The sequence below is a fragment of the Trinickia dinghuensis genome, from assembly GCF_003367175.1.
Lineage (GTDB): Bacteria > Pseudomonadota > Gammaproteobacteria > Burkholderiales > Burkholderiaceae > Trinickia > Trinickia dinghuensis.
In genome coordinates, this window is record NZ_QRGA01000003.1 from 167250 (window position 1) to 189199 (window position 21950).

The window sequence follows — 21950 nt, forward strand, 5'->3', positions numbered from 1 at the left end:
CGCTCGCGTCGAATTCAACGCGGTGCGAGCGGCTCGAAGGTTTCGAGAGCCGCCCGCGCCGCGCCGGCTGTCAGACCTTGCCGTCAGAAGTTGTATCGCTTGTAGTTCGACTTGTCGACGCTGACCCAGCCTTGGCCGCGCACGATGATGCCCTTGCCGGGCCCCTTCGACACGGTCACCTTCTCGTAGCCGGGCAAGCCGAGGTTGTCGCCGTTTTGCACCGTCTTGCCCTCGAGCAGCCGCTTCGCGATCTTGTCCATGGCAAGGCCCGCGAGCTTCGGATCCCAGAACGCGATGCCGTTGATCGCCCCGCTTTCGAGGAACTTGCCGGCTTCGTTGGGCAGGCCCGTACCGAACACGCAGACCTTGCCCACGAGGCCCGCTTCCTCGACCGCGCGCCCGATGCCGAGCACGTCGAGCGACGACGAGCCCTGGAAGCCCTTGATGTCGGGATGCTTGCGCAGCACTTCCTTCGCCTGCTCGTACGCGCGCTCGCCGTCGTTGTTCGTTTCGATGTTCGTCTCGACGAGCTGCATCTTCGGGTACTTCTTCTTGGCGTTGTCGATGCCGCCGTCGGCCCATTGCACCTGCGAACGGCTACCGAGCGAGCCGACGAACGTCGCCCATTTACCTTCGTCGTGCATGCAGCTCGCGAGCCGATCGTTGAGTGCGGCGCCGTAGGCGCTGTTGTCGAACGCTTCGACGTCGACCATCGTGTTCTTCTCGTTGTCGGCTTCGTGCGTGACCACCTTGATGCCGCGGTCCATCGCCTTTTTCAGCGCCGGCTCGAGCGTCGGCGGATCGTACGGGACGACCGCGATCGCATTGACCTTCTTGGCAATGAGATCTTCGATGATCCGCAATTGCTGCGCGGCGTCGGCCTGGCCCGGCCCCGTCTGATAGGTCGTGATGCCGGGATTGTCCTTGGCGAACTGCTTCACGCCCTCGTCCATCCGATTGAACCAGCTGATGCCCGTGACCTTCACCACCGTGACGATCGTTTCGTTCGTCGCCGCCTGCGCGGCGAAAATGACGCCCGCGCTGAGCGCGCAAGCCGCGAGCGCGAGGCTCGTTCGTTTCAGCTTCATGCGTTGTCTCCTTCCTTGTTCCGCGACGCCCCTTGTTTGCGCTGACGGCTGCCCGAGGCTAGACCTCCGTCGACTACCGAACCGATACGCCGTGCGGCCGAAGCCGTCATCCGCTTGCTTTGCCCGATCCGCGTTTGCCGTCCGGTGCGCGCTGCGCCGTGCCCGCGCGCCCGAAGGTGAAGATCGCGTGTAGCTGCTCGCCGTCGGCAAACGCGAGCGAGACGAGCAGCAAAAAGCCCCATGTGCAGTCGCCGAAGAACTGCGAAACGCCGAGCAGATTGAACAGGCTCGAGAGCAATTGCAGCACCGTGGCGGCGAAGAATACGCAGACGATGCGGCCGTATCCGCCCGCAGGATTCACGCCGCCCATCACGGCGATGAGGATCGCGATCAAGAGGTAAGAGCTGCCGTAGTCCCATTTCGCGCTGAGCGTGTGCGAGACGCTGACGAGTCCGGCCAGCGACGCGAGCAAGCCGCACATCGTGTACGTGGCGATCAGCATGCGTTCGCGCCCGATGCCGGCGTAGAAAGCCGCGCGCTGGTTGGTGCCCATCAGATAGAGGCGCAGCCCGAACGGCGTGCGCTTCAGGAGCCAGCCGAGCAGAATCACGGCCGCGATGAAGATACAAAACGAAATCGGCACTTGAAAGACCGCACCGTTGCCGATATCGGCGAGCGGCTCGACGTAATCGACGTGCACCGATGCGCCGTTGCTCAGCGCGACGGCGAAACCGGTGAAGACGAGCTGCGTGCCGAGCGTGCACAGGATCGGGGTGAGTCGCAGCCGTGCGATGACGAGGCCGTTGATCAACCCGCCGAGCAATCCCATCGCCACGACGATCACGCAAAAGAGCGTCGTATAGAGCACCGGCGCATCGTCGCCGCTGACCCACTTCGGCACGACGAGCGCGGCGATCATGCCCGCGAGATTCGCGAGCCCCACGCCCGACAGATCGATGCCGCCGTTGCCGGAGAGCATCGACAACATGATGCCGAGCGCGAGCAGACCGACCTCGGGCAGTTGCGATCCCATCGACTGCAGATTGTCGATGTCGACGAACTGGCCGTGCGAAAGCCAGACGGCGACGATCACGACGAGCACGTTGACGCCGAGCAGAAAGTTCAATTGCCTGTCGCCGAACCACTTGCCGATTACGAACGAGCCTTTCATGGATGCCCTTTTCGCGATGCGTGATGCGTCTTTCGTGAATCCCGATACCGGAACTGCAATTCGACGCCGGCCGATTGCCTTGCCTCGTGCCCTCGTTGCGCTGCCGCACGGCTCGTGCGATGCGTTCCGGCGAAGCGCCGCTATGCCTACGCCGAAACGGCCGAGCCCGCGCCGAGCAGCGCGTTGACTTCGTTCAACGTCGGCATCGACGGCGCAGTACCCGCCCGGGTGACGGAAATGCCCGCGAGCGCGCAGCCAAAGCGAACCGCGGCAAGCGGTCCGTCGCCGCGCGCGAGCGCCGCCGCGAAGCCGCCCGTGAAGCCGTCGCCCGCACCGGCCGTCTCGACCACGGGCCCGCAGCGAAACGCGGGCACGAGCACCGATTGCGCGCGCGAGTGCAGTAGCGCACCTGTTTCGCCGAGCGTGACGATCACCGTGCCCACGCCCTTGTCGAGCAGCACGTCGGCCGCGCGGCGCGCATCGTCGGGCGAGGCGATCTCGATGCCCGTCAGCGCCGCCGCTTCCGTCTCGTTCGGCGTGACGTAGTCGCACAGCGGGAAAATGTGGTCGGGCAACGGCAAGGCGGGCGCCGGGTTCAGCACGGTCGTCACACCATGCTTGCGCGCGAGTTCGAGGCCGCGATGCGCCGCCGAAACCGGCTGCTCCAGTTGCGTCACGAACACCCGCGCGCTAGCGATATCGCCTTCGATCGCTTCGACGTCGGCCGGCCCGAGCGTGCCCGCCGCACCCGCCGCGACAATGATCGCGTTGGAGCCTGTCGCCGCATCGACGAAGATGTGGGCCGCGCCGGTGGCCATCCCGTCGACGATGGCGGCACGCGCCTCGATCCCCTCCGCTCGCCACGTTTCGCGCGCGATCGCTCCGAACGCGTCGTCGCCGAGGCGCGTGCAAAACACGACGTGCGCTCCTGCTCGAGCCGCCGCGACGGCTTGGTTCGAACCTTTGCCGCCCGGGCCCATCGCGAACGCGGAGCCCGCGATCGTCTCGCCGATCACGGGCATACGCTCCGCGCGAAACGCGAGATCGGTCACGTAGATGCCGAGGATGACGACGCGCCCGCTCATTTGCCGCGCTCCGCGGGACGGGCGTCGCTCGAGGCGAGCGGCGCATCGGGGGCTAGCAGCACGCCCTTGGCGAAGATGAAGCAGCCGTAGCCGCGAGTTTCGCCCGTCGCAATCACGCAGTACGCTTTGCGCGCGCGGGCGTAGAACGCATGGCGCTCGATCGGGGCGAACGGTACGCTGCGCTCCTCCGCGCGGTCGACTTCGGCTTGCGCCTCGCGCTGAACGATCGGCATCGCCTGCGCATCGCCGACGACTTCCATCCGCATCGCGGGCGCTTCGACGAACGTGTCGAGCGGCAGCACCGAAAGCACGGCGCGCACGGCGCGTGCGGCGTCGGCACCGTCCATGCGCAAAAGCTTGCCGAGCACGGTCGCGCGCGCTACCGAATCGGCGGGGAAGTTGGCATCGCAGATGACGATTTCGTCGCCGTGGCCCATCGCGCGCAGCGCATGGAGCACGTCGGCATTCAGAAGCGGATCGAGATGTTTCAGCACGTTGTCTCCTTTCTTTCGTCGATACGTCGACTCGTTTTTCGGTTCAGTCAGGTGCGGCCTCGCTTGGTACGAGCGGCACGCGCCAATCGTATCAATCGCCGTACGGAATCCAAATATTCTTGATTTGCGCCGCTTGGCGCAAGAACACCATACCTTCGCTCGCACGATCGAACCAGTCGAGCCGGTGGCCGTGGTCGACAAACGTGCGCTTCAAGTTGCCGATCGACTCGTGCTCGACAAGCTTCGAATCGGCCGCGCGCCCGAAGCTCCAAAGCGCATCGACGTCATCGTGCTTGGCCAGCGCGGGCAGCAGCGCATCGCGCGCGCCGGTGACGATGTTCAGCGTTCCGGCGGGGACGTCCGACGTTTCGACGACTTGGTACAGATCGGTCGCCATCAGCGGGCACGCCTCGCTCGGCAGGACGACGACGCGGTTGCCGAGCGCGAGCGCCGGCCCGATCAGCGAAATCAGCGCGAGCAGCGGTGCCTCGTCAGGACAGGCGATGCCGACGACGCCGAGCGGCTCGTGCATCGCTAGCGCGACGCCGCGCAGCGGCGGGGTATGCACGGCGCCGTCGAACTTGTCGGCCCAGGCGCCGTAGGTAAACAGGCGCGAAATCGATGCGTCGACCTCACGCTTCGCCGCGCCTTCGTCGCATTCGGTGCGCCGAGCGAGCTGGCGCGCGAATTCCTCGGCACGCGCCGATAGGTTTTCGGCAAGGTAGTACAAGACTTGCGCGCGCGCATGGCCGTTCATCTCCGACCACTTGGCCGCATTCCTCGCCGCAGCGACTGCATCGCGCACGTCCTTGCGATTGCCGTCCGCCACCTCACCGGCATACGCGCCGCTCGGCGCATGAACGGCGCGTGAATTGCCGCCGTCGGCGCGCGTTTGCTTGCCGCCGATAAAAAGCTTCGCGGTGCGGTCGACGAGGTCGGCACCGGCGGGATGCCCTTCGTCGTCGAATGCCGCTCCGCTCGACGATGCCAGGCGCGCTGCCACCGCCGTTTCCCGCAATGCGCCCTTGCCCCAGCCGATCGGCTTCAGATACTCGTACGCCCCTTCCCTACCGCCCTCGCGGCCATACCCCGACTCGCGATAGCCGCCGAAGCCGACACTCGCGTCGAACAGATTCGTCGCATTGACCCAGACGACGCCGCACGCGAGCTGCGGCGCGATGTCGAGCGCGCGCCCGATGGTCTCGCTCCAAACGCTGGCCGCAAGTCCATAGCGCGTGTTGTTCGCGAGCGCGACGGCCTCGTCGGGCGTGCGAAAACTCATCGCCGTCAACACGGGGCCGAAGATTTCCTCCTGCGAGAGCGCGCTGGCCGGCGCGACGTTCGTCACCAGCGTCGGCGGGTAATACGAGCCGCCGCCGGCAGGCAGCGCGACTTGCGCGGGCTGCCAAACGTCGCAGCCCTCGGCGCGGCCCGTTTGCACGAGCGCCTCGATCCGCGCGAGTTGAATCGGGTCCACGATCGCGCCCATGTCGATCGTCTTGTCGAGCGACGGCCCCACGCGCAGCGTCGCCATGCGGCGCTTGAGCTTGGCGATGAAGCGCGCTTCGACGCCCTCCTGCACGAGCAGGCGCGAACCCGCGCAACAGACCAGGCCTTGGTTGAACCAAATTGCGTCGACAACCCCTTCTACCGCCCCATCGAGATCGGCATCGTCGAAAACGATGAACGGCGATTTGCCACCGAGTTCGAGCGTCAGCGACTTGCCCGAGCCGGCCGTGGCGGCGCGGATCAGACGGCCGACTTCGGTCGAGCCCGTGAACGCGATCTTGTCGACATCGGGATGATCGACAAGTGCGGCGCCCGTGCGGCCGTCGCCGGTCACGACGTTGAGCACGCCGCCCGGCAGGCCCGCTTGGCTCGCCAGCTCGGCGAACAGCAGCGCCGTGAGCGGCGTGTATTCGGCGGGCTTGAGCACGACGCAGTTGCCGAGCGCGATGGCAGGAGCCACCTTCCACGCGAGCATCAGCAGCGGGAAATTCCACGGCACGATCTGACCGATGACACCGAGCGGCGCCCATCCGCCGAACTCGCTCTCCTGCAGTTGGGCCCACCCGGCGTGATGCAGAAAATGCCGGGCGACGAGCGGCACGTCGAGATCGCGCGTCTCGCGGATCGGCTTGCCGTTGTCGAGCGCCTCGAGCACGGCGAACAGGCGGCTGTGCCGCTGCACCATCCGGGCCAACGCGTACAGATGCCGCGCACGCCGCGCGCCGCCGGCGGCCAGCCAAGCCGGCTGTGCCGCGCGGGCCGCGGCAACGGCCGCATCGACATCGGCCGCCCCGCCCTGCGCCGCCTGCGCGAGCGCTTCGCCGGTTGCCGGTGCGCGTACGGTGAAGCTTTCTCCCTCACCGCCCGCCTGCCACCGGCCGCCGATGAAATGGCCGAACGAAGCGTCGTGGCGCGCGAGCCAGGCGCGCGCGGCCTGATCGTCCTCGGGGGCGGGGGCGTAATCCATCGTCTCGAAGTATTCGGCAACGCTCATCGCGAATCGCTCATGCTACGGGGTGGCGGTTGAAAGCCGAATAGCGGCCGGTGACGTGGTGCTCGAGCTGGCGCTCGATGTCGGCAAGCAGGCTCGACGCGCCGATCCGAAACAGCGACGGCTCGAGCCAATCGCGGCCGAGTTCTTCCTTCATCAGCACTTGATAGGCGAGCACGGACTTCGCGCTCGAAACGCCGCCGGCCGGCTTGAACCCGACCCGCGCGCCCGTGCGCTCGCGAAACTCGCGAATCATCCGCACCATGACAAGGGACACGTCGAGCGTCGCGTTGACGCCTTCCTTGCCGGTCGACGTCTTGATGAAATCGGCGCCGGCCATCATGCAGACCATCGACGCCTTCGCCACGTTGGCCAGCGTGCGGATATCGCCCGTCGCGAGAATCGCCTTCAGATGCGCGGCGCCGCAGGCGGCCCTGAAATCGCGCACCTCGTCGTACAGCGCGCGCCAATTGCCGGTGAGGATGTGCTCGCGCGTGACGACGATGTCGATTTCGGCCGCGCCGTCGGCCACCGACGCCGCGATCTCTTCGAGCTTGAGCCGATGCGGATTCAATCCGGCGGGAAACCCCGTCGATACGGCGGCGACGGGAATGCCGGCGCCCGCGAGCGCATCGGCGGCCGCGGCCACGAAGCGGTGATAGACGCAAACGGCGCCCGTCGCGATCGCATCGGGCGCGAGGCCCAGCGCCTCGACGAGATCGGCGCGCACGGGACGGCGCGCCTTCGCGCACAGCCGCCGCACGCGGCCCTCGGTGTCGTCGCCGTTCAGGGTCGTCAGATCGATGCAGGTAACGGCTTTGAGCAGCCAAGCCGCCTGCGCGTCTTTCTTGACGGAGCGGCGCGCGGCAAGCGTGGCGGTACGCCGCTCGACCGCGGCGTGATTGACACGCAGGCCGTCGATCCACGCGGCGTCGAACGGGACGCCGCGATTGCGGACATCGTGCGCATCTTGTGCATCCTGGGCATCGGGCGAATCGAATGCAGCCGGTGCATGCGGTGCGATTCCGAGACCGTGCGGCGCGACGATCGAATGGGTTGAGGCGTCGGACATAGGAAGACCTGTTGTGCGTTGCACAACATGCCGTGATGGTTTGTTCGCATCGATCCTAGTCGCGTGAAATGATCATGACAAGCCGTCGTTACAATTTTATCGGATCTGGCGCCCCCTCCCACTCATCCGCCCCGACGCCACCTATCCCTACCCCTCGGATGGCGCCGCTTTCATGTTCATCTTCATCGCTCGGCACACGACGCCGAGAAAATGCTCGAGATCGGGCGTGTGCTTGCCGGCATCTTTCGCCGCGTCGTCCCATCGCCGCAGCTTCACTGCATCGCCGGCGAAGGGCTTGTCGATGAATGCGCGCGCTTGCGCGTCGTCGAACACGCCGCCCTGCAATGCGAGGCTGCGCACCGAATCGGCGGAGAGCCGCGCCGCGTAGTCACGATCGACCGCGCAGAGGTAGCGTTTCGCATCGACATGCAGGCGGATCGGCTCGAGCACGCTGTCGGGCAGGACCGGCCGCAGAAACGGCAACGCGAAATATTGATGCTGGTCGTCGATGCCGCGTTCGCTCGGCGTTTCGCCTTGCAGATTCAGCAAGTGGCCGAGGTCGTGCAAGAAAGCCGCGGCGACGAGCGGATCGTCCGCTCCGGCTTCCTGCGCGAGTGCGCCGCTTTGCAACGCGTGCTGCAACTGCGTGACCGGCTCGCCGCTGTAGGCGATGTCGCCGTAGCGGTCGAACAGGCCGCGAATATCGTCGAGACTCAATGCCATCGCTTCACTCCCACGGCAACGAAAACGTCTTCAAGTTGGTGAAACTCTTCATGGCCTCCTGTACGCCTTCCTTGTAGCCGAGGCCCGAATCCTTGATGCCGCCGAACGGCGTCAGCTCGATCCGATAGCCGGGCACTTCCCAGACGTTCACCGTCCCCACGCGCAGCTCGTTGACGAAGCGCGTGATGAGATCTTGCCGATTCGTGCAAACGCCTGACGACAAGCCGAACGCGGTGCCGTTGCTGAGCGCGATCGCCTCGTCGACCGAGTCGAACGTGATGATCGGCGAGACCGGGCCGAACGTTTCCTCGCGCACGAGCGTCATCGACGGATCGACGCGATCGAGGACCGTCGGCGCATAGAGCGCACCGGCACGCGCGTGGCCGGCAAGCAGACGCGCGCCCGCCGCGATCGCTTCGTTCACGCGCGCTTCGAACAATCGCGCCGCCTCCTCGTCGATGACGGTACCCATGCGGTTGGCCACATCGAACGGATCGCCGTAGGTCCATCCACGCGTGAGTTCGACGACGCACTCGGTGAAGGCATCGGCGATGCGCTTGTCGACGAGCATGCGCTTGACCGCGGTGCAGCGTTGCCCCGAGTTGCGGTACGAGCCCTGCACCGCCAGTTGCGCGGCGCGCTCGACATCGGCATCTTCGAGCACGATCAGCGGATCGTTGCCGCCGAGTTCGAGTACCGTGCGCCGGTAACCGGCCTTGCTCGCGATGTGCTTGCCGATCGCCACGCCGCCCGTGAACGTGACGAGTTCGGCAAGCGGATGCGTGATCAGCGTATCGGCGATCTCGCGCGGATCGCCCGTGAGCACCTGGAGCATCGGCGCGGGCAATCCGGCTTCGTAAAGCAGATCCGCGAGCCACAGCGCCGACAGCGGCACCTTTTCCGACGGCTTGAGCACGACGCGATTGTTCGTCGCGATCGCCGGCGCGATCTTGTGCGCGACCTGATTCATCGGGTGATTGAACGGCGTGATCGCAACAATCACGCCCGCGAGCGGTTCGCGCTGCGTGAACACGCGGCGCTTCTTGCCGTGCGGCGTCAGATCGCAGGAAAAACTCTGTCCGTCGTCGCGCAACGCTTCCATGGCGGCGAACTTGAAGACGTCGGCCACGCGCCCGATTTCGTAGCGCGAGTCTTGTTTCGACAGGCCCGATTCGAGCGTGATCAAGTCGGAGGCCGGCTCGGTGCGTTCGCGCAGCAACGTCGACGCGCGTTCGAGAATGTCGGCGCGCTCGAAGCGCGTCAGCGTCGGCCGGTACGCGGCGGCGTATTCGAAGGCGGCCTGCACGTCGTCGCCGCTTGCAAGCGGGACGGTGCCGACACGCAATCCCGTATAAGGATCGAAGACGTCGAACGTGCGCGGCCTCGATGCCCGCTCGCCGCACAGCCGCAGGGCTTCGGCGCGAAACGCCTCGTGATCGCGAACCGCTTGTTCATCGACGATGCTCATCATTGCCTCGCATGGTTCAAAGCGATGTCGAAGACATCGAAGTTGCGCAGACGACGGCCGCCGTACAGATCCTCGATATGTTCGACACGCCGATTGAAGACGAGCGGGACGGTTTGCTCGGAGAGTCCGCCGTGCGAACGCAGCGGCACCGTCAGCCCTGACAGATCGTGCGCGGTGCGGCGCGAACCGATGGCGACGTCGCGGCGCGATACCACGACGACATCGCCGATGCGCTCGGGCATCAACTCGAAGCGCGCGCAGGCTTGCGCGTTGTCGAGCACGAGTTCGATCCCTTCGAGCGCCGCGATACGTCCGATGGCGGAGCCGATATCGGCCGGATCGGCCAAGTAGACCGTCGCGAACGAACCCAGGGCGCCGTGATGCACCACGTACGGATCGGTGATCGGCAGAACGACGCGCGAGCGCTGGGCGCCGAGCGCATCGTCGAGCACATCCCGCAGATAGACGACGTTCGGCTCGCCCGTGCTCGGATCGTGCTTCGCGTTCATGCCGTGGTCCGCGGTGAGCCCGATCGTCCAGCCTCGCGCGTCGAGCCGCGCGAGGTAGCCGTCCATCATCGCGTAGAACGCGTTCGCCCCTTCGCTGCCGGGGGCGCACTTGTGCTGGACGTAGTCGGTCGTCGACAGATACATGAGGTCGACGTCGCCGCGCTCGGCCAAACGCACGCCCGAGGCGAAGACGAATTCGGAGAGGCCCGCGCTGTAGACGTCGGGCACGGGCAAGCCCGTCAACGTCCGCGCATCGTCGATGCCGTTTTCAGCAAGCGTCGCGCTATCGGCCTTCTCGGCGGAAAAGCAGATTCCCTGCAATTGCCAGCCGAGCAAGCGCCGCAGCTTGTCCTTCGCCGTCACGACGGCCACGCGGGCGCCCGCTTGCGCCGCCGCCGCCGCCGCGAGCAGCGTGCCGGCGCACAGATAGGCCGGATCGTTCATCATGACTTCGGCACCTTCGCCGCCGTTCGCGCGCGGATCCCAGAAGTAGTTGCCGCAGATGCCGTGCACCGAAGGCGGCGCACCGCAAACGATCGACAAGTTGTTCGGGTTCGTGAACGACGGCATCACGCAATCGGCACGCACGGCCGTCGCATCGTCACCCTGCAGCAGACGCGCGATGAACGGCGCGGCGCCGGATGCGGCCGCGGCCTCGAGATACTCGAACTCGCAGCCGTCGACACAGACCACGGCCACGGGATGCGCGGCCAGCCCTCGCAAGTCGTACGTGCGGCCGTTCACTTCCACGATCGCTCCTTCGCCTTCATTCCTTCGCTCATTTTCACGCTGCATCGCGTTCCTCGCTTTCAATGCCAAAGTGTTCATCGTTGCCGTGCCGCACCACCCCGCTCACCCTGGTTACGCCATTTTCCACATTAATTGCCAATTTGCCACATTTTGCCATACCGCCGAACGTGCGGCGGCGGCCCCGTACGACAACGGGCGCTGAGCGCGTTTCATGGGAGACGAGACCTCAGTTCGCGCGGCGCTTCGGTACGCGCGCCGCGATCAGCGAGAGTGCCGCGAACGAGGCCGCCAGCAGGATCAGCGACAGCGCCGAAGCCGGCAGGTAGTACCCGCGCTCGACTTGGCCGACGACGACGATCGGCACCGTGGAAAAGCCGGGCGGATAGACGGTCAGCGTCGCGCCGAGTTCGCCCAGCGAGAGCGCTAGGCCGAGCGCCAGGCTCGCGCGGATGGCGGGCACGAGCTGCGGCAGCACGACCCGCCTGAGTACCATCGACGGCGGCGCGCCGAGGCTCGCCGCGGCTTCGCGCAGCACCGTCAGTTCGGGACGCAGGGCGGCGGCCGCGCAGCGATAGCTGAACGGCAGCACCAGTGCCAACTGCACCAGCACGACGATCGCGGGCGAACTCGACAGATCGAGCGGCGCCTTGTGATAGGCGATCAGCACGCCGAGCCCGAGCACGACGCTCGGAACCCCGTTGGGCATCATCGCGACGGCATCGACGAGTGCGCCGAGCCCGCGGCGCGTACGCCCTTCGAGCGCGAGCGCCAGCCACAAGCCCAGGGCCGTGCCGAGTACCGCGACGGTAAATCCGACTTCGAGGCTGGCCGCGACCGCATCGAAATCGTCCGAGCCCAGGCGATCGAACCAGCGCGAGCTAAAGCCATCGGGCAGGATCGTTCCCGCCCAATGCGCCGCGACGCTCGAGAGCGCCACGACGGCGACCGGCAGCACGAACAGCCACACGCACACGAGCACGGCGAAAACCGTCGCCGCGATCCCGGCCGCGCGCGCGAAGGTCCGGCGCCGAACACCCGATCCCCGCGCGGCTGCGAAGGCGCCCTTCGCTGAATGATCCATCCGCGTCGCCATCATCGTGCTCCCATTGCCTGCCGGCGATCGACGCTGCGGTAGAGCGCATAGAGCGAGAGCGACATCGCGAGCATGACGACGGCACCGGCGGCGGCCGTCGGCAGATCGAGATCGACCGTGGCCGAGCTGTAGATCGCGACGGGCAGCGTCACGAGATGGGCGCTGCCGAGCACGAGCAAGATGCCGAATTCGTTGAGCGTCAGTAGAAAGCACAGGATCATGCCGGCCGCGATCCCGGGCCACGCGAGCGGCGCGACGACGCGCCACGCCACCATGAAGCCGTTCGCCCCGAGGCTGCGTGCCGCTTCGACGAGCCGCATGTCGATCTGCGCGAACGAGGCCAGCGCGGGACGCACGACGAACGGCGCATAAAAGACGACTTCGGCCAGCACGATGCCGCCCGCGCCGAACAGGAAATTGAGCGGCGGATTACTCAGATGAAACAGCCGTTGCAGCGCGATGCTGACCGAGCCTTGCGATCCGTAGAGAAAGATCAGCGTGAACGCGACGAGGAACGAGGGGAAAGCCACGAACAATTCGAGGAATCGCGTGATGACCGCCGCGCCCGGAAACGGCCGGAAGAACAGCAGCGCGGCGAGCGCCACGCCGAGCACCGAGGCGATGCCCGCGCTCGCGAAGACGATCGCGAGCGTCGTGCCGATCACGCCGGTCGCATCGGGGTTCGAGAAGAACGCCGTATAGGCATGCAAGCCGAACTCGCCGTGCGGCCCCGTGAGACTGAGCAGCACCAGCCGAGCCAGCGGATAGATGACGAGCGGGCCGAGCACGAGCACGGCGACGAGCATCAAATGCAGGCGCGCGCCTCGCTCGCGACGCTTGGCGAAGGCGCGATGCGAGGCGGTATCGGCGAGTGCACGCGGCGGCGAGGCCGCCTCAAGCGAGGCGTTGATCGTCGCCCCGCCGCTGCCCTCAAGGTTGTACGAGGACGACATGATCCACCTCATAACTGAGCGACACGCGCGCGCCTTTCTCGGGCGTCATGCCGTGACCGCGGGCGGCCGTCACGAGCACAGGGGTTTCGGGCATCGCATCGAGCACGACCGACACCGACAGCGCCGGGCCATACCAATCGACGGATGCGATCGTGCCATGCAAATGCCCTTCGCCGAGCGGCACGAGGCGCAGGCTCTCGGGACGCAGACATGCGAGGCGATCGCGCTCGCCGTAGCGGGCATCGCCGAGCGGAAACGCCACGCGCGGGGGCAGCAGATTCGCGGCGCCCAGATAGCGCGCGACGAACGCGTCGGCGGGGACATCGTAGAGCGCTTGCGGCGTGCCGATCTGAGCGATGCGGCCGTCGCGCATGAGCAGCGTGCGATCGGACAGTACAAGGGCATCGTCCTGATCGTGCGTGACGCAGACGATCGTGAGGTTGGGCAGCCGCTCATGCAGCGCCTTCAATTCGGATCGCACCGATGCGCGCAAATTAGCGTCGAGCGCGGAGAGCGGCTCGTCGAGCAGCAGCACGTCGGGCTCGATCACGAGCGCGCGCGCGAGCGCCACGCGCTGCTGCATGCCGCCGGATAGCTGCGCGGGCATGACGTGCCCGGCATCGGCGAGCTGCACGAGCTTGAGCGCATCGGCCACGCGGCGCGCGATCTCGGCCGCGTTCGTGCGTCGCGCGCGCAGACCGAACGCGACGTTTTCGAAGACGCTCAAATGCGGGAACAGCGCGTAATTCTGAAACAGCAACCCGAGATTGCGCCGATGCGCGCTTTCATGCGTCAATTCGCGCCCGGCCACGAATAGGCGCCCAGCCACGAAATCCGCTTTGACGAACCCGGCGATGAACCGCAGCAGCGTGGTCTTGCCGCAGCCGCTGCGGCCCAGCACGGTCAAGAACTCGCCGCGCCCGATCGAGAGCGACAAATCGTCGAGCACCGTGCGCGTGCCGAAGCGCACGCTGAGGCTCTCGATCTCGACACCGCCCGCGCGCGTGTTCGCGCCGAGCGCGTCCACATGCTCGAGCGCGGACGCGCTTTCCTCGCTCGCGCTCCGATAAGCCAGTCCTGCGGTATTCACCGGGTTCGTCCTCCACTTCCAAACTTCCAAACTTCCACACTTTCAAACCGCCCGACGTCTAACCTGCCGGGCGTCAACACTTAGCCTCGCTTACTGCGGCTTCACGACGTCGAGCTGCTTGCCCGAATTGCCGATCACGTCGTTCTTCCAGCGTGCCGTCCAGTCGGCCTTCTTCGTCATCACCTGGTTCCAGTCCACGGCAATCAGCTTCACGCCCGAGATCGCTTGCTTGACGGCCTCGCCGTTCTTGCCCGAGAGCTTGATGTCGGTGCGGCCCGGGATGCCGAAGATATCGGGCACCTTCGACTGCACGTCGGCGGACATCAGATAGTCGATGAGCTTCTTGCCTTCGGCCGCGTTCGGCCCGTTCTTGATCAGGCCGATCGCGTAGGGCAGCTGGAACGTCGTCGGCTGGCCGCCCGCCTTCGCGGCGAGGAAGACGGGCTTGAGCGAGAGGCCGCCGTTGGCCGCATCGTCGAGATCCATTTGCAGGTCGCCGTTCGCCACCGCGATCTCGTTGCGCGAGAGCAGCACGTCGAGGTAGCCCGTGCCCTTCGTGTGGAACTTCGCGCTTTGCTCGAGCTTCTTCAGGTAGTCGAACGCCTTGTCCTCGCCCATCAGCGACGTCGTCAGGATGATGACGGCCATGCCGTCGCCGGCCGTGGCCGGGTTCGAGTAGGCCACTTTGCCGCTGTAATTGGGCTGCAGCAGATCGTCGAACGTCTTCGGCTGGTTCTTGACGGTGTCGGGGTTGATCGCGAACGAGAAGTAGTTGTTGACGAACGTGGCCCATGCGCCGTTGCTTGCCTTGGCGATCGCAGGCACGTTCTTGTAGTTCACGCTCGGATACGGCTGCAGCAAACCGCCTTGATCGGCCTGCTGGATGAACGGCGGCAGCGTCACGATGACGTCGGCCTTCGGCGAGTCCTTCTCGACCGTCGCGCGGTTCACGACTTCGCCGCTGCCCGCCGTGACGATGTTCACCTTCACGCCTTCCTTCTTCTCGAAGGCGGGCAGCACATCCTTGTACAGATTCTCGAGGCCGTCGGCCGTGTACAGCACGACGGCGCCGGCGGCGTGGGCCGGCAGAGCGAGTCCCTCGAACAATGCGGCGGCAGCGGCAACCGCGAGCAGGCGGCCGAGGCGGGCCTTCGTACGCAGGGGTTGGCTCGGTGTCATGTCGATCTCCAAAGGTGTGACGCGAGTTTGTAAGTGTTCGGGCGACGCAAGATTCACAGCTTTCGGTGACAGTGCGATGACGAAACCTCAAAAATCCACGTTTTGACACATTTTGCCAATAAACTACAAACTCATCGCACGCCGATCATCTGATCGTTCGTACGCCGTTCGTCCTTTTTTGGAGCCCCCTCGATGTCCGCCTCTTCCCCGATTCTGCTCACGCCCGGCCCGCTCACGACGGCTCTCGGCACCCGCGAAGCCATGCTGCGCGACTGGGGCTCGTGGGACGGCGAGTTCAATCGAATGACGCGCAGCGTCTGCGCGGATCTGCTGGCCGTCGCGCATGGCCAAGGCGAATATGTTTGCGTGCCGATGCAAGGCAGCGGAACGTTCTCGGTCGAGGCGGCGCTGGGCACGCTCGTGCCGCGCGACGGCTGCGTCCTCGTGCCGAGCAACGGCGCTTATTGCGCCCGCATCGTCAAAATTCTCGAGCGCATGGGCGTCGCGCATGCCACGCTGCCGCTCGGCGAGGACGAGCCGGCCCGCGCCGAGGCGATCGAAGCCGCGTTCGCACGCGAGCCGCGCATCACGCACGTGGCGCAAGTGCATCTGGAAACCAGTGCGGGCTTGCTGAACCCGCTGGATGAAATCGCGGCCGTTTGCGCGAGACACGGCAAGCGGCTCATCGCCGATGCGATGAGTTCGTTCGGTGCCGTGCCGATCGACTTGCGCGGATCGGGGATCGACGCGCTCGTCTCGGCGAGCGGCAAATGTCTCGAGGGGGTGCCGGGGATGGGCTTCGTGATCGTGCGCCAGGCGCTGCTCGAAACGTGCGCGCGGCGCTCGCCTTCGCTCGCGCTCGACTTGCACGATCAGTGGGCCTACATGGAGAAGACGACGCAGTGGCGCTACACGCCCCCGACACACGTCGTCGCGGCGCTGCGCCGAGCACTCGATCAGTTCGTCGCCGAAGGCGGCCAGCCGGCGCGCGGCGCGCGCTATGCGCGCAACTGCGCGACGCTGATCGACGGGATGAGCGCGCTAGGCTTCGTGCCATTTTTGGCGCCGGCCATGCAATCGAACATCATCGTCACGTTCCATGCGCCGCGCGATCCCGCCTGGCGATTCGCCGATCTGTACGATGCCGTGCGCGCCGCCGGCTACATTCTTTACCCCGGCAAGCTCACCGAAGTCGACACGTTCCGCGTGGGCTGCATCGGCGCGATCGACGACAACGACATGCGCGGCGCCGTGGCTGCGATCGGTCAGGCGGTCGGGTCGCTGGGCATCAAGATCCGGTAGAGCGAACCGAACCGAACCGACGTGAACCTAGACACCGAAACACGACGGCGCGGCCGAAGCCGGCTCCCGACACCGAGACTTCGCGCCGGGCCCTTCACGCGATCATGCCGTGACGATCTTCGGCCCGCGCGCCGCAATGGCTTTGCCCAGCGGTCGCGCCGGCGCGCGCTCGGTGACGAGATAGCGGGCAAGTTCGAAGCCGTCGATGCGCACGGGTGTGACGCGGCCGAACTTCGAGTGATCGGCGACGACGATGGCCGTGCTCGCCGCGCGCAGCATCCGGGCGCGCACTTCGGCGGCCATCCGCGTGTAGTCGGTCAGCGCACCTTCCGGCGAAATGCCGCCCGCGCCGACGAACGCGAAATCAGCGTGGTATTGGCCGAGTTGCTGGATGGTGTCGAGCCCGAAGACGGCGTCTTCGATGTCGGACAGCTCGCCGCCGAGCAAGGTGACGCGGTTCTCGTTGCGCCGTCCGAGCAGCAGGGCGATGCGCCAGTCGTTCGTATAGACCGACAGCCGGTGATGCCCCGTCAGCGCACGGGCGACGGCTTCGGTCGTGCTGCCCGAGTCGAGGATGATCGAGGCGCCGTCGGGGACGAACTGCGCCGCGCGCTCGCCGATCGCCCGCTTGGCGTCGGCGTTCTCGGCACCGCGCACGTCGACGTCCGGCTCGCGCCGGTCCACCGAAAGCGCGCCCCCATGCGTCGTGACGATGAGCCCGCGCTCGGCGAGCACGAGCAGATCGCGGCGAATCGTTTCACGAGAGACACCGAGTTCGCGCACGAGCTCGGCGACGGTGAGGGCGCCGTCCTTGGTCAGGCGCGAGAGGATATGTTGGTGACGTTGTTCTGCGAGCATCGCGCCGGATGCGCCGATAGGCGGCGGGGTTAGGACTTGGGACGCGCGTATTGTAAGGGCAACGCGCGCTGCCCCGATGCCCGCGAACACGGCCCGCTCGAAGCGAGGGCCGGCTTCGCCATCGTTTTTATGCTTCGATCCGCTTGCGTGTGACGCCGAGCAACTCGGCCATGGCCGAGCGCGCGTCGATGGACCGGCGTTCGCGGATCGCGTCGTAGACGGCCGTGTGCTGATTCAGCGCCGCGTTGAAGACATCGGCCCGTTTCGCGTTGAGCCGCAGTTGTGCTTCGAGCGTGCGCTCGATGAGCGGGCCGAGCGGCATCAGGAGTTCGTTGCTGCAGGCGGCCAAGATGCCGAGGTGAAAATGCAGATCGGCCCGCACCCATTCGTCGACGTTGCGCGCGGCCACCATTGCAGCATGCGCGCGTTCGAGCGCGTCGATCGTTTCGGGTGTGTGCGCGCGCGCCGCCAGCTCCGCCGCATACGGCTCGACCATCTCGCGCACCTCCTGCAGCTTCAGCGCGAACGCGAGCGGCTGGGCGACTTGCGAGTACCACTCGAGCAAATCGGCATCGAGCAGATTCCACGCGCTGCGGCGCCTCACCCGCGTGCCGACTTTCGGCCGCGATTCGACAAGCCCTTTGGACGTCAGCGTCCGCAGCGCCTCGCGCAAGACCGTGCGGCTCACGCCGAACGACTCCATGAGCTCCGCCTCGCGAGGCAGCAAAGCGCCGGGCGCATAATCGCCGCGCAAAATAGCGGTCGCCAGCATATAGGCGACGCGCCCGTGCAAATCGCGTTGAATCATCTCTCTCCCTGTTCGTTTGGGGCACCGGCCGGCCGCTGCGGGCGATCCTCTCGCCCCGCGGCTCTTAGCGTGACGCGCACCGCGACATCGGCCCCTCTCCGGATTATCGCGGGAGCAGGGTAAAGCGCAAGCGCTCCGGCCCCCTCGCGCCAAAAACTATGTATCACAGCCCGAATAAATACTATTAATAGTATTTCATAAAACTTTGCGGTAAGATGACGTCTTTCGGGTATCGCGGCCGGTCGATTACCGTCGCCGCGGCCCGGCTGTTATTGTTGACGAGGAGGTTCGCCCATGAAAATTACGAAGCTGGAGACGTTCGTCGTCCCGCCCCGGTGGCTGTTTCTCAAGATCGAGACGGACGAGGGCATCGTCGGCTGGGGCGAACCTGTCGTGGAAGGCCGCGCGCATACGGTCGAAGCGGCCGTGCAGGAATTGGCCGACTACCTGATCGGCAAGGACCCGCGCCATATCGAGGACCACTGGCAAGTCATGTACCGCGCGGGGTTCTACCGCGGCGGGCCGGTCCTCATGAGCGCAATCGCGGGGATCGACCAAGCCCTGTGGGACATCCTCGGCAAGCATCACGGCGTGCCCGTGCATGCGCTGCTCGGCGGCGCCGTGCGCGATCGCATCAAGGTGTACTCGTGGATCGGCGGCGATCGCCCGCACGACGTCGCCAATAACGCGCGCGCCGTCGTCGAACGCGGCTTCAAGGCGCTCAAGATGAACGGCTCCGAGGAAGTGCAGATCGTCGACACCTACGACAAGGTCGAGCAGGTGATCGCCAACGTCGCCGCGGTGCGCGAAGCCGTCGGTCCGCACGTCGGCATCGGCGTCGATTTCCACGGCCGCATCCACAAGCCAATGGCGAAGGTGCTCGCGAAGGAGCTCGATCCGTACAAGCTGCTGTTCATCGAAGAGCCGGTGCTGTCGGAGAACGTCGAGGCGCTGCGCGACATCGTCAATCAAACGAACACGCCGATCGCGCTCGGCGAGCGGCTCTATTCGCGCTGGGACTTCAAGTCGATCCTCTCCGAAGGCTATGTCGACATTATCCAGCCCGACGCCTCGCATGCGGGCGGGATCACCGAATGCCGCAAGATCGCGGCGATGGCTGAAGCCTACGACGTCGGCCTCGCCCTGCACTGCCCGCTCGGGCCGATCGCGCTGGCGGCCTGCCTGCAGCTCGACGCGGTCAGCTACAACGCGTTCATCCAGGAACAGAGCCTCGGGATCCACTACAACCAGGGCAGCGACCTGCTCGACTACCTGCATAACCCCGACGTCTTCAAGTACGACAGCGGCTTCGTCGCGATTCCGCAAGGCCCCGGTCTCGGCATCGACGTCAACGAAGAGAAGGTGCGCGAGATGGCGAAGGTCGGCCATCGCTGGCGCAACCCGGTCTGGCGCCACGCCGACGGCAGCGTCGCCGAGTGGTGAAGCGCACGAACGGGCGCGGCGTCGCCGCCGCGCCCGCACGCGATACGTAAGCAGCAAACACGGCTGCGCGCCTCGGCGCGGACGGCCTGCCCTCCCCCTCCCCAGCCGCTTATCCGCCCTTTTTCGCCGCCTTGCCCGAATACGTCACGTTCACGAACGTAACACTTTGGGCGGCCGGCGCCCCCATTCGCTCGAGCCCGCCGCCAAGGCGACGCGCGTCGGTTATGCCGAAAGCTTTGCCGCGCAAGCGCGCCGCGCCGCCGGCCTTCCGCGCGACGCATCGTTGGCGCGCTCCTTGCAGTGTCGTGACCAGTACAACGACAAATCAGGGAGAGGGTCATGGGCGAGTTCATTCCGGACTATTTGCTTCGAGAGCAGGCAGCGGTCGGCGCACTCGTCGTATTCGCCGTGCTGCGCGTGCTGGCCGCGATCACGGCCTGCAACCGCGGTTGGCCAATCGGCGTCGTCGAGAAATTCGCGATCGGCGCGGCCGCGCTCTATTGCGCGCCGCAATTGATCGACCTGCTCGCGCATACCTACATCGTGCCCGGCTCGTCGGCCGAACTCGAAGGCAAGGTCATCGGCGCGGCGATCGCGCTGTTTTTCTCACCCATTCTCAGTCACAGGCTCGGCTATGAATGACCGCACTCGATTCGGCGCTTGCGTGCTCGCGCCGCGCCCGGCCACGCCGAGCGCCCGCGCACGGGCGCGCGAAGGCCGCCGCGCACAGCCCCTGTCGCGCCGCACCGCGCGCCTGGCCGCGGCAATCGGCGCAAGACGGTTCAACGCGCGCGCAAGCTCGCGCCCGTCGCCGTCTCGCTAGTGAGACATCGCGGGCGCAGGACGAAAGACAGGGACAAGAGTAAGAGCGATGGCCAGGAACGGAAATCGCCCGCAACGGAAAGGCTCGCGCGCCGCCGCCGCGGCGGAACGATCCCGCTCTCAGTGCGACGGCATGCTTCCCGGAGCCATGTGCGCGAGCACGGCCGCCGCGATGAAGATGGCGATCATCACGAGCGCCTCCAGGTGCAGCACGTTATTGAACGTGTGCGCGTCCGTGGTCGATGCGGTGCGGCGCAGCCGCGGCAGCGCGGAGATCCGGTTCAGCGCGCCGAGGAGGATCGCCAGCAGCACGAGCCCCCCCTTGAGCGTGAGCACATGTCCCCAGCCGCTGTCCGCCAACGGCGCGAGCGATCCGCCCAAGCCGCGCTGCGCGTTGAACAACCCCGTCGCGACGACCACGGCCAGCGCCATCCCCGCGACGTAGGAAACGCGTCCCGCGACGCGAATCAGCGCGCCGCGCGTCGTCGACGTATCGAGGGCGGGCAACACCACGAGTCCGCCCGCGAGCGTGATGCCGCCCCATAGGCCGGTCGCCAGGATGTGCAGCGCCTGCACCGCGACGGCGGTGGACCACGGCCCCGCATCGGCGGCGTGCCCGATCGACGCCTTGCCCAGTGCGACCACGATCGCGGCCACCCCGAACGCACTCTGCCCGACGCGCCCGCCGCGGCTGCCCAATGCCGTCGCCAACGCGAGCACAGCCCCGCCGAACGCGATGCACCAGGCGTGACCCACCTGCGTCTGGCCGAGCACCGTCGGGATCACGCCGATCGCGGGCACGAGCGAGAGCCCGCTCACCGAGGCCGCTTCGTAAAGCAGCCACAGCGCATCGGCCAGCACGAGCGCAAAAGATGCCGCGACGAGCGATGCCCGCGCGCGCTGCCAAGCGACACGCGCCAGTTGTCCCTCGAGCGCGAGCCAGCGTTCGAGCAGCACCGAACCGATCGCGAACGCAAAAGCGACATCCATGAGTGCGGCGAGCGCCACCTGCCCGATCGTGAGTCCCGTTGCATTCATCGGCCGATGGATCCTTTGCGATTGGAAATAAAGAGCGAAAGTGTACGTGCGAAGGACGCCGCGCGCGAACGATTCGCAGCGCATGGCGCACCGTATCGTTGCGGCACGGCGCATGCGCATCGGGCCGGACGCGTTCGCGCCCGGCGCATGCGATGCAAATCGGGGCACGAAGATAGGCGAAATAAGCTGACCTTTGGCTTTCACCAACCTTCGATGTGCAAAAAGGAGACAATGGCGCCCGAGACGCCCACATCGCCGAAACGCGCGCCGCGACTACGTTCCACGCGGCAAATTGTCGCGCTGTCGTTCGAGGACGCGTTCGCGGCGCTTCCAGCCATTCGCCTGAGGCCCCCATCGATGGTAGAATGCTGCGTCGCAGCGCCTGGCTTGAGCCCGAGCGCCGAGCCGTCAGCGCACCTGCCGCGAACCGCTGCAACATCACGCATCGAACAGTTCAATACCAAGCCACAGAGCCGAACCGAGCCGATCGCAGCCCGGTAGGTC

General features: G+C 66.4%; 19 protein-coding genes. 3 read left to right on the forward strand and 16 right to left on the reverse strand.

Going from position 1 to position 21950, the window contains the following annotated elements:
- Positions 1-83: 83 nt before the first annotated feature.
- The 13 genes from DWV00_RS04950 to phnS form a co-directional block, all read right to left on the reverse strand.
- Positions 84-1088, reverse strand: a complete 1005-nt coding sequence (locus DWV00_RS04950; RefSeq protein ID WP_115532440.1) for an autoinducer 2 ABC transporter substrate-binding protein — start codon at positions 1086-1088, stop codon at positions 84-86.
- 106 nt (positions 1089-1194) lie between these two features.
- A complete protein-coding gene (locus DWV00_RS04955) occupies positions 1195-2259 on the reverse strand; it encodes an ABC transporter permease (protein WP_115532441.1) in 1065 nt (354 codons plus the stop codon).
- A gap of 146 nt (positions 2260-2405) precedes the next feature.
- Positions 2406-3344, reverse strand: coding sequence for a ribokinase (gene rbsK / locus DWV00_RS04960; protein ID WP_115532442.1), 939 nt, complete (start codon positions 3342-3344; stop codon positions 2406-2408).
- Positions 3341-3838 carry an RbsD/FucU family protein gene (locus DWV00_RS04965; RefSeq protein ID WP_115532443.1) on the reverse strand — a complete coding sequence of 166 codons (498 nt, stop codon included), beginning with the start codon at positions 3836-3838 and terminating at the stop codon, positions 3341-3343. Before DWV00_RS04965 ends, rbsK begins: the two co-directional genes overlap by 4 nt.
- A gap of 91 nt (positions 3839-3929) precedes the next feature.
- A complete protein-coding gene (locus DWV00_RS04970; protein WP_115532444.1) occupies positions 3930-6341 on the reverse strand; it encodes an aldehyde dehydrogenase family protein in 2412 nt (803 codons plus the stop codon).
- Positions 6342-6351: 10 nt separating this feature from the next.
- Positions 6352-7410, reverse strand: coding sequence for a deoxyribose-phosphate aldolase (deoC, locus tag DWV00_RS04975; protein WP_115532445.1), 1059 nt, complete (start codon positions 7408-7410; stop codon positions 6352-6354).
- A gap of 147 nt (positions 7411-7557) precedes the next feature.
- Positions 7558-8133: a phosphonate degradation HD-domain oxygenase gene (locus DWV00_RS04980; protein ID WP_115532446.1), complete on the reverse strand. Its 576-nt coding sequence runs from the start codon at positions 8131-8133 to the stop codon at positions 7558-7560.
- A gap of 4 nt (positions 8134-8137) precedes the next feature.
- Entirely contained in the window at positions 8138-9601 is a 1464-nt protein-coding gene (gene phnY, locus DWV00_RS04985) for a phosphonoacetaldehyde dehydrogenase (protein ID WP_115532816.1), read from the reverse strand.
- Positions 9601-10905 (reverse strand): phosphonoacetate hydrolase, encoded by a 1305-nt coding sequence (gene phnA / locus DWV00_RS04990; RefSeq protein ID WP_115532447.1) that lies wholly within the window; start codon positions 10903-10905, stop codon positions 9601-9603. Before phnA ends, phnY begins: the two co-directional genes overlap by 1 nt.
- A gap of 181 nt (positions 10906-11086) precedes the next feature.
- Positions 11087-11941, reverse strand: coding sequence for a 2-aminoethylphosphonate ABC transport system, membrane component PhnV (gene phnV, locus DWV00_RS04995; RefSeq protein WP_115532817.1), 855 nt, complete (start codon positions 11939-11941; stop codon positions 11087-11089).
- 11 nt (positions 11942-11952) lie between these two features.
- Positions 11953-12906, reverse strand: a complete 954-nt coding sequence (phnU, locus tag DWV00_RS05000; RefSeq protein ID WP_115532448.1) for a 2-aminoethylphosphonate ABC transporter permease subunit — start codon at positions 12904-12906, stop codon at positions 11953-11955.
- Positions 12884-13996, reverse strand: coding sequence for an ATP-binding cassette domain-containing protein (locus DWV00_RS05005; protein ID WP_181885366.1), 1113 nt, complete (start codon positions 13994-13996; stop codon positions 12884-12886). The genes phnU and DWV00_RS05005 overlap by 23 nt, the downstream gene beginning before the upstream one ends.
- A 90-nt stretch (positions 13997-14086) precedes the next feature.
- Positions 14087-15175 carry a 2-aminoethylphosphonate ABC transporter substrate-binding protein gene (gene phnS, locus DWV00_RS05010; protein ID WP_115532449.1) on the reverse strand — a complete coding sequence of 363 codons (1089 nt, stop codon included), beginning with the start codon at positions 15173-15175 and terminating at the stop codon, positions 14087-14089.
- A 192-nt stretch (positions 15176-15367) separates the two neighbouring features.
- Here phnS and DWV00_RS05015 point away from each other — a divergent pair, with 192 nt between their 5' ends.
- On the forward strand, positions 15368-16477 hold the full coding sequence (locus DWV00_RS05015) for a 2-aminoethylphosphonate--pyruvate transaminase (protein WP_115532450.1): 1110 nt from the start codon (positions 15368-15370) through the stop codon (positions 16475-16477).
- A gap of 102 nt (positions 16478-16579) precedes the next feature.
- On the opposite strand, the gene DWV00_RS05020 is transcribed toward DWV00_RS05015, so the two are convergent.
- Both DWV00_RS05020 and DWV00_RS05025 read right to left on the reverse strand, forming a co-directional pair.
- Complete coding sequence (locus tag DWV00_RS05020) at positions 16580-17335, reverse strand: DeoR/GlpR family DNA-binding transcription regulator (protein WP_115532451.1); 756 nt, start codon at positions 17333-17335, stop codon at positions 16580-16582.
- A 127-nt stretch (positions 17336-17462) separates the two neighbouring features.
- A complete protein-coding gene (locus DWV00_RS05025) occupies positions 17463-18143 on the reverse strand; it encodes a FadR/GntR family transcriptional regulator (protein ID WP_115532452.1) in 681 nt (226 codons plus the stop codon).
- A gap of 294 nt (positions 18144-18437) precedes the next feature.
- Between DWV00_RS05025 and dgoD the strand changes: the two genes are divergently transcribed.
- Positions 18438-19586, forward strand: coding sequence for a galactonate dehydratase (gene dgoD, locus DWV00_RS05030; protein ID WP_115532453.1), 1149 nt, complete (start codon positions 18438-18440; stop codon positions 19584-19586).
- A gap of 339 nt (positions 19587-19925) precedes the next feature.
- Positions 19926-20228, forward strand: coding sequence for a hypothetical protein (locus tag DWV00_RS05035; RefSeq protein WP_115532454.1), 303 nt, complete (start codon positions 19926-19928; stop codon positions 20226-20228).
- Between the two features lie 300 nt (positions 20229-20528).
- On the opposite strand, the gene DWV00_RS05040 is transcribed toward DWV00_RS05035, so the two are convergent.
- On the reverse strand, positions 20529-21446 hold the full coding sequence (locus DWV00_RS05040) for a copper resistance D family protein (RefSeq protein ID WP_115532819.1): 918 nt from the start codon (positions 21444-21446) through the stop codon (positions 20529-20531).
- Between the last annotated feature and the right edge of the window lie 504 nt (positions 21447-21950).

Coding starts and splice junctions, on each gene's coding strand:
- DWV00_RS05035 (WP_115532454.1), top strand. CDS start 19,926: ATGGGCGAGTTCATTCCGGACTATTTGCTTCGAGAGCAGGCAGCGGTC.
- phnY (WP_115532816.1), bottom strand. CDS start 9,601: ATGAGCATCGTCGATGAACAAGCGGTTCGCGATCACGAGGCGTTTCGC.
- phnU (WP_115532448.1), bottom strand. CDS start 12,906: ATGTCGTCCTCGTACAACCTTGAGGGCAGCGGCGGGGCGACGATCAAC.
- DWV00_RS04955 (WP_115532441.1), bottom strand. CDS start 2,259: ATGAAAGGCTCGTTCGTAATCGGCAAGTGGTTCGGCGACAGGCAATTG.
- DWV00_RS04950 (WP_115532440.1), bottom strand. CDS start 1,088: ATGAAGCTGAAACGAACGAGCCTCGCGCTCGCGGCTTGCGCGCTCAGC.
- dgoD (WP_115532453.1), top strand. CDS start 18,438: ATGAAAATTACGAAGCTGGAGACGTTCGTCGTCCCGCCCCGGTGGCTG.
- DWV00_RS05040 (WP_115532819.1), bottom strand. CDS start 21,446: ATGAATGCAACGGGACTCACGATCGGGCAGGTGGCGCTCGCCGCACTC.
- deoC (WP_115532445.1), bottom strand. CDS start 7,410: ATGTCCGACGCCTCAACCCATTCGATCGTCGCGCCGCACGGTCTCGGA.
- phnS (WP_115532449.1), bottom strand. CDS start 15,175: ATGACACCGAGCCAACCCCTGCGTACGAAGGCCCGCCTCGGCCGCCTG.
- DWV00_RS05020 (WP_115532451.1), bottom strand. CDS start 17,335: ATGCTCGCAGAACAACGTCACCAACATATCCTCTCGCGCCTGACCAAG.
- DWV00_RS04980 (WP_115532446.1), bottom strand. CDS start 8,133: ATGGCATTGAGTCTCGACGATATTCGCGGCCTGTTCGACCGCTACGGC.
- DWV00_RS05015 (WP_115532450.1), top strand. CDS start 15,368: ATGTCCGCCTCTTCCCCGATTCTGCTCACGCCCGGCCCGCTCACGACG.
- DWV00_RS04970 (WP_115532444.1), bottom strand. CDS start 6,341: ATGAGCGTTGCCGAATACTTCGAGACGATGGATTACGCCCCCGCCCCC.
- rbsK (WP_115532442.1), bottom strand. CDS start 3,344: ATGAGCGGGCGCGTCGTCATCCTCGGCATCTACGTGACCGATCTCGCG.
- phnV (WP_115532817.1), bottom strand. CDS start 11,941: ATGGATCATTCAGCGAAGGGCGCCTTCGCAGCCGCGCGGGGATCGGGT.
- DWV00_RS05025 (WP_115532452.1), bottom strand. CDS start 18,143: ATGATTCAACGCGATTTGCACGGGCGCGTCGCCTATATGCTGGCGACC.
- phnA (WP_115532447.1), bottom strand. CDS start 10,905: ATGCAGCGTGAAAATGAGCGAAGGAATGAAGGCGAAGGAGCGATCGTG.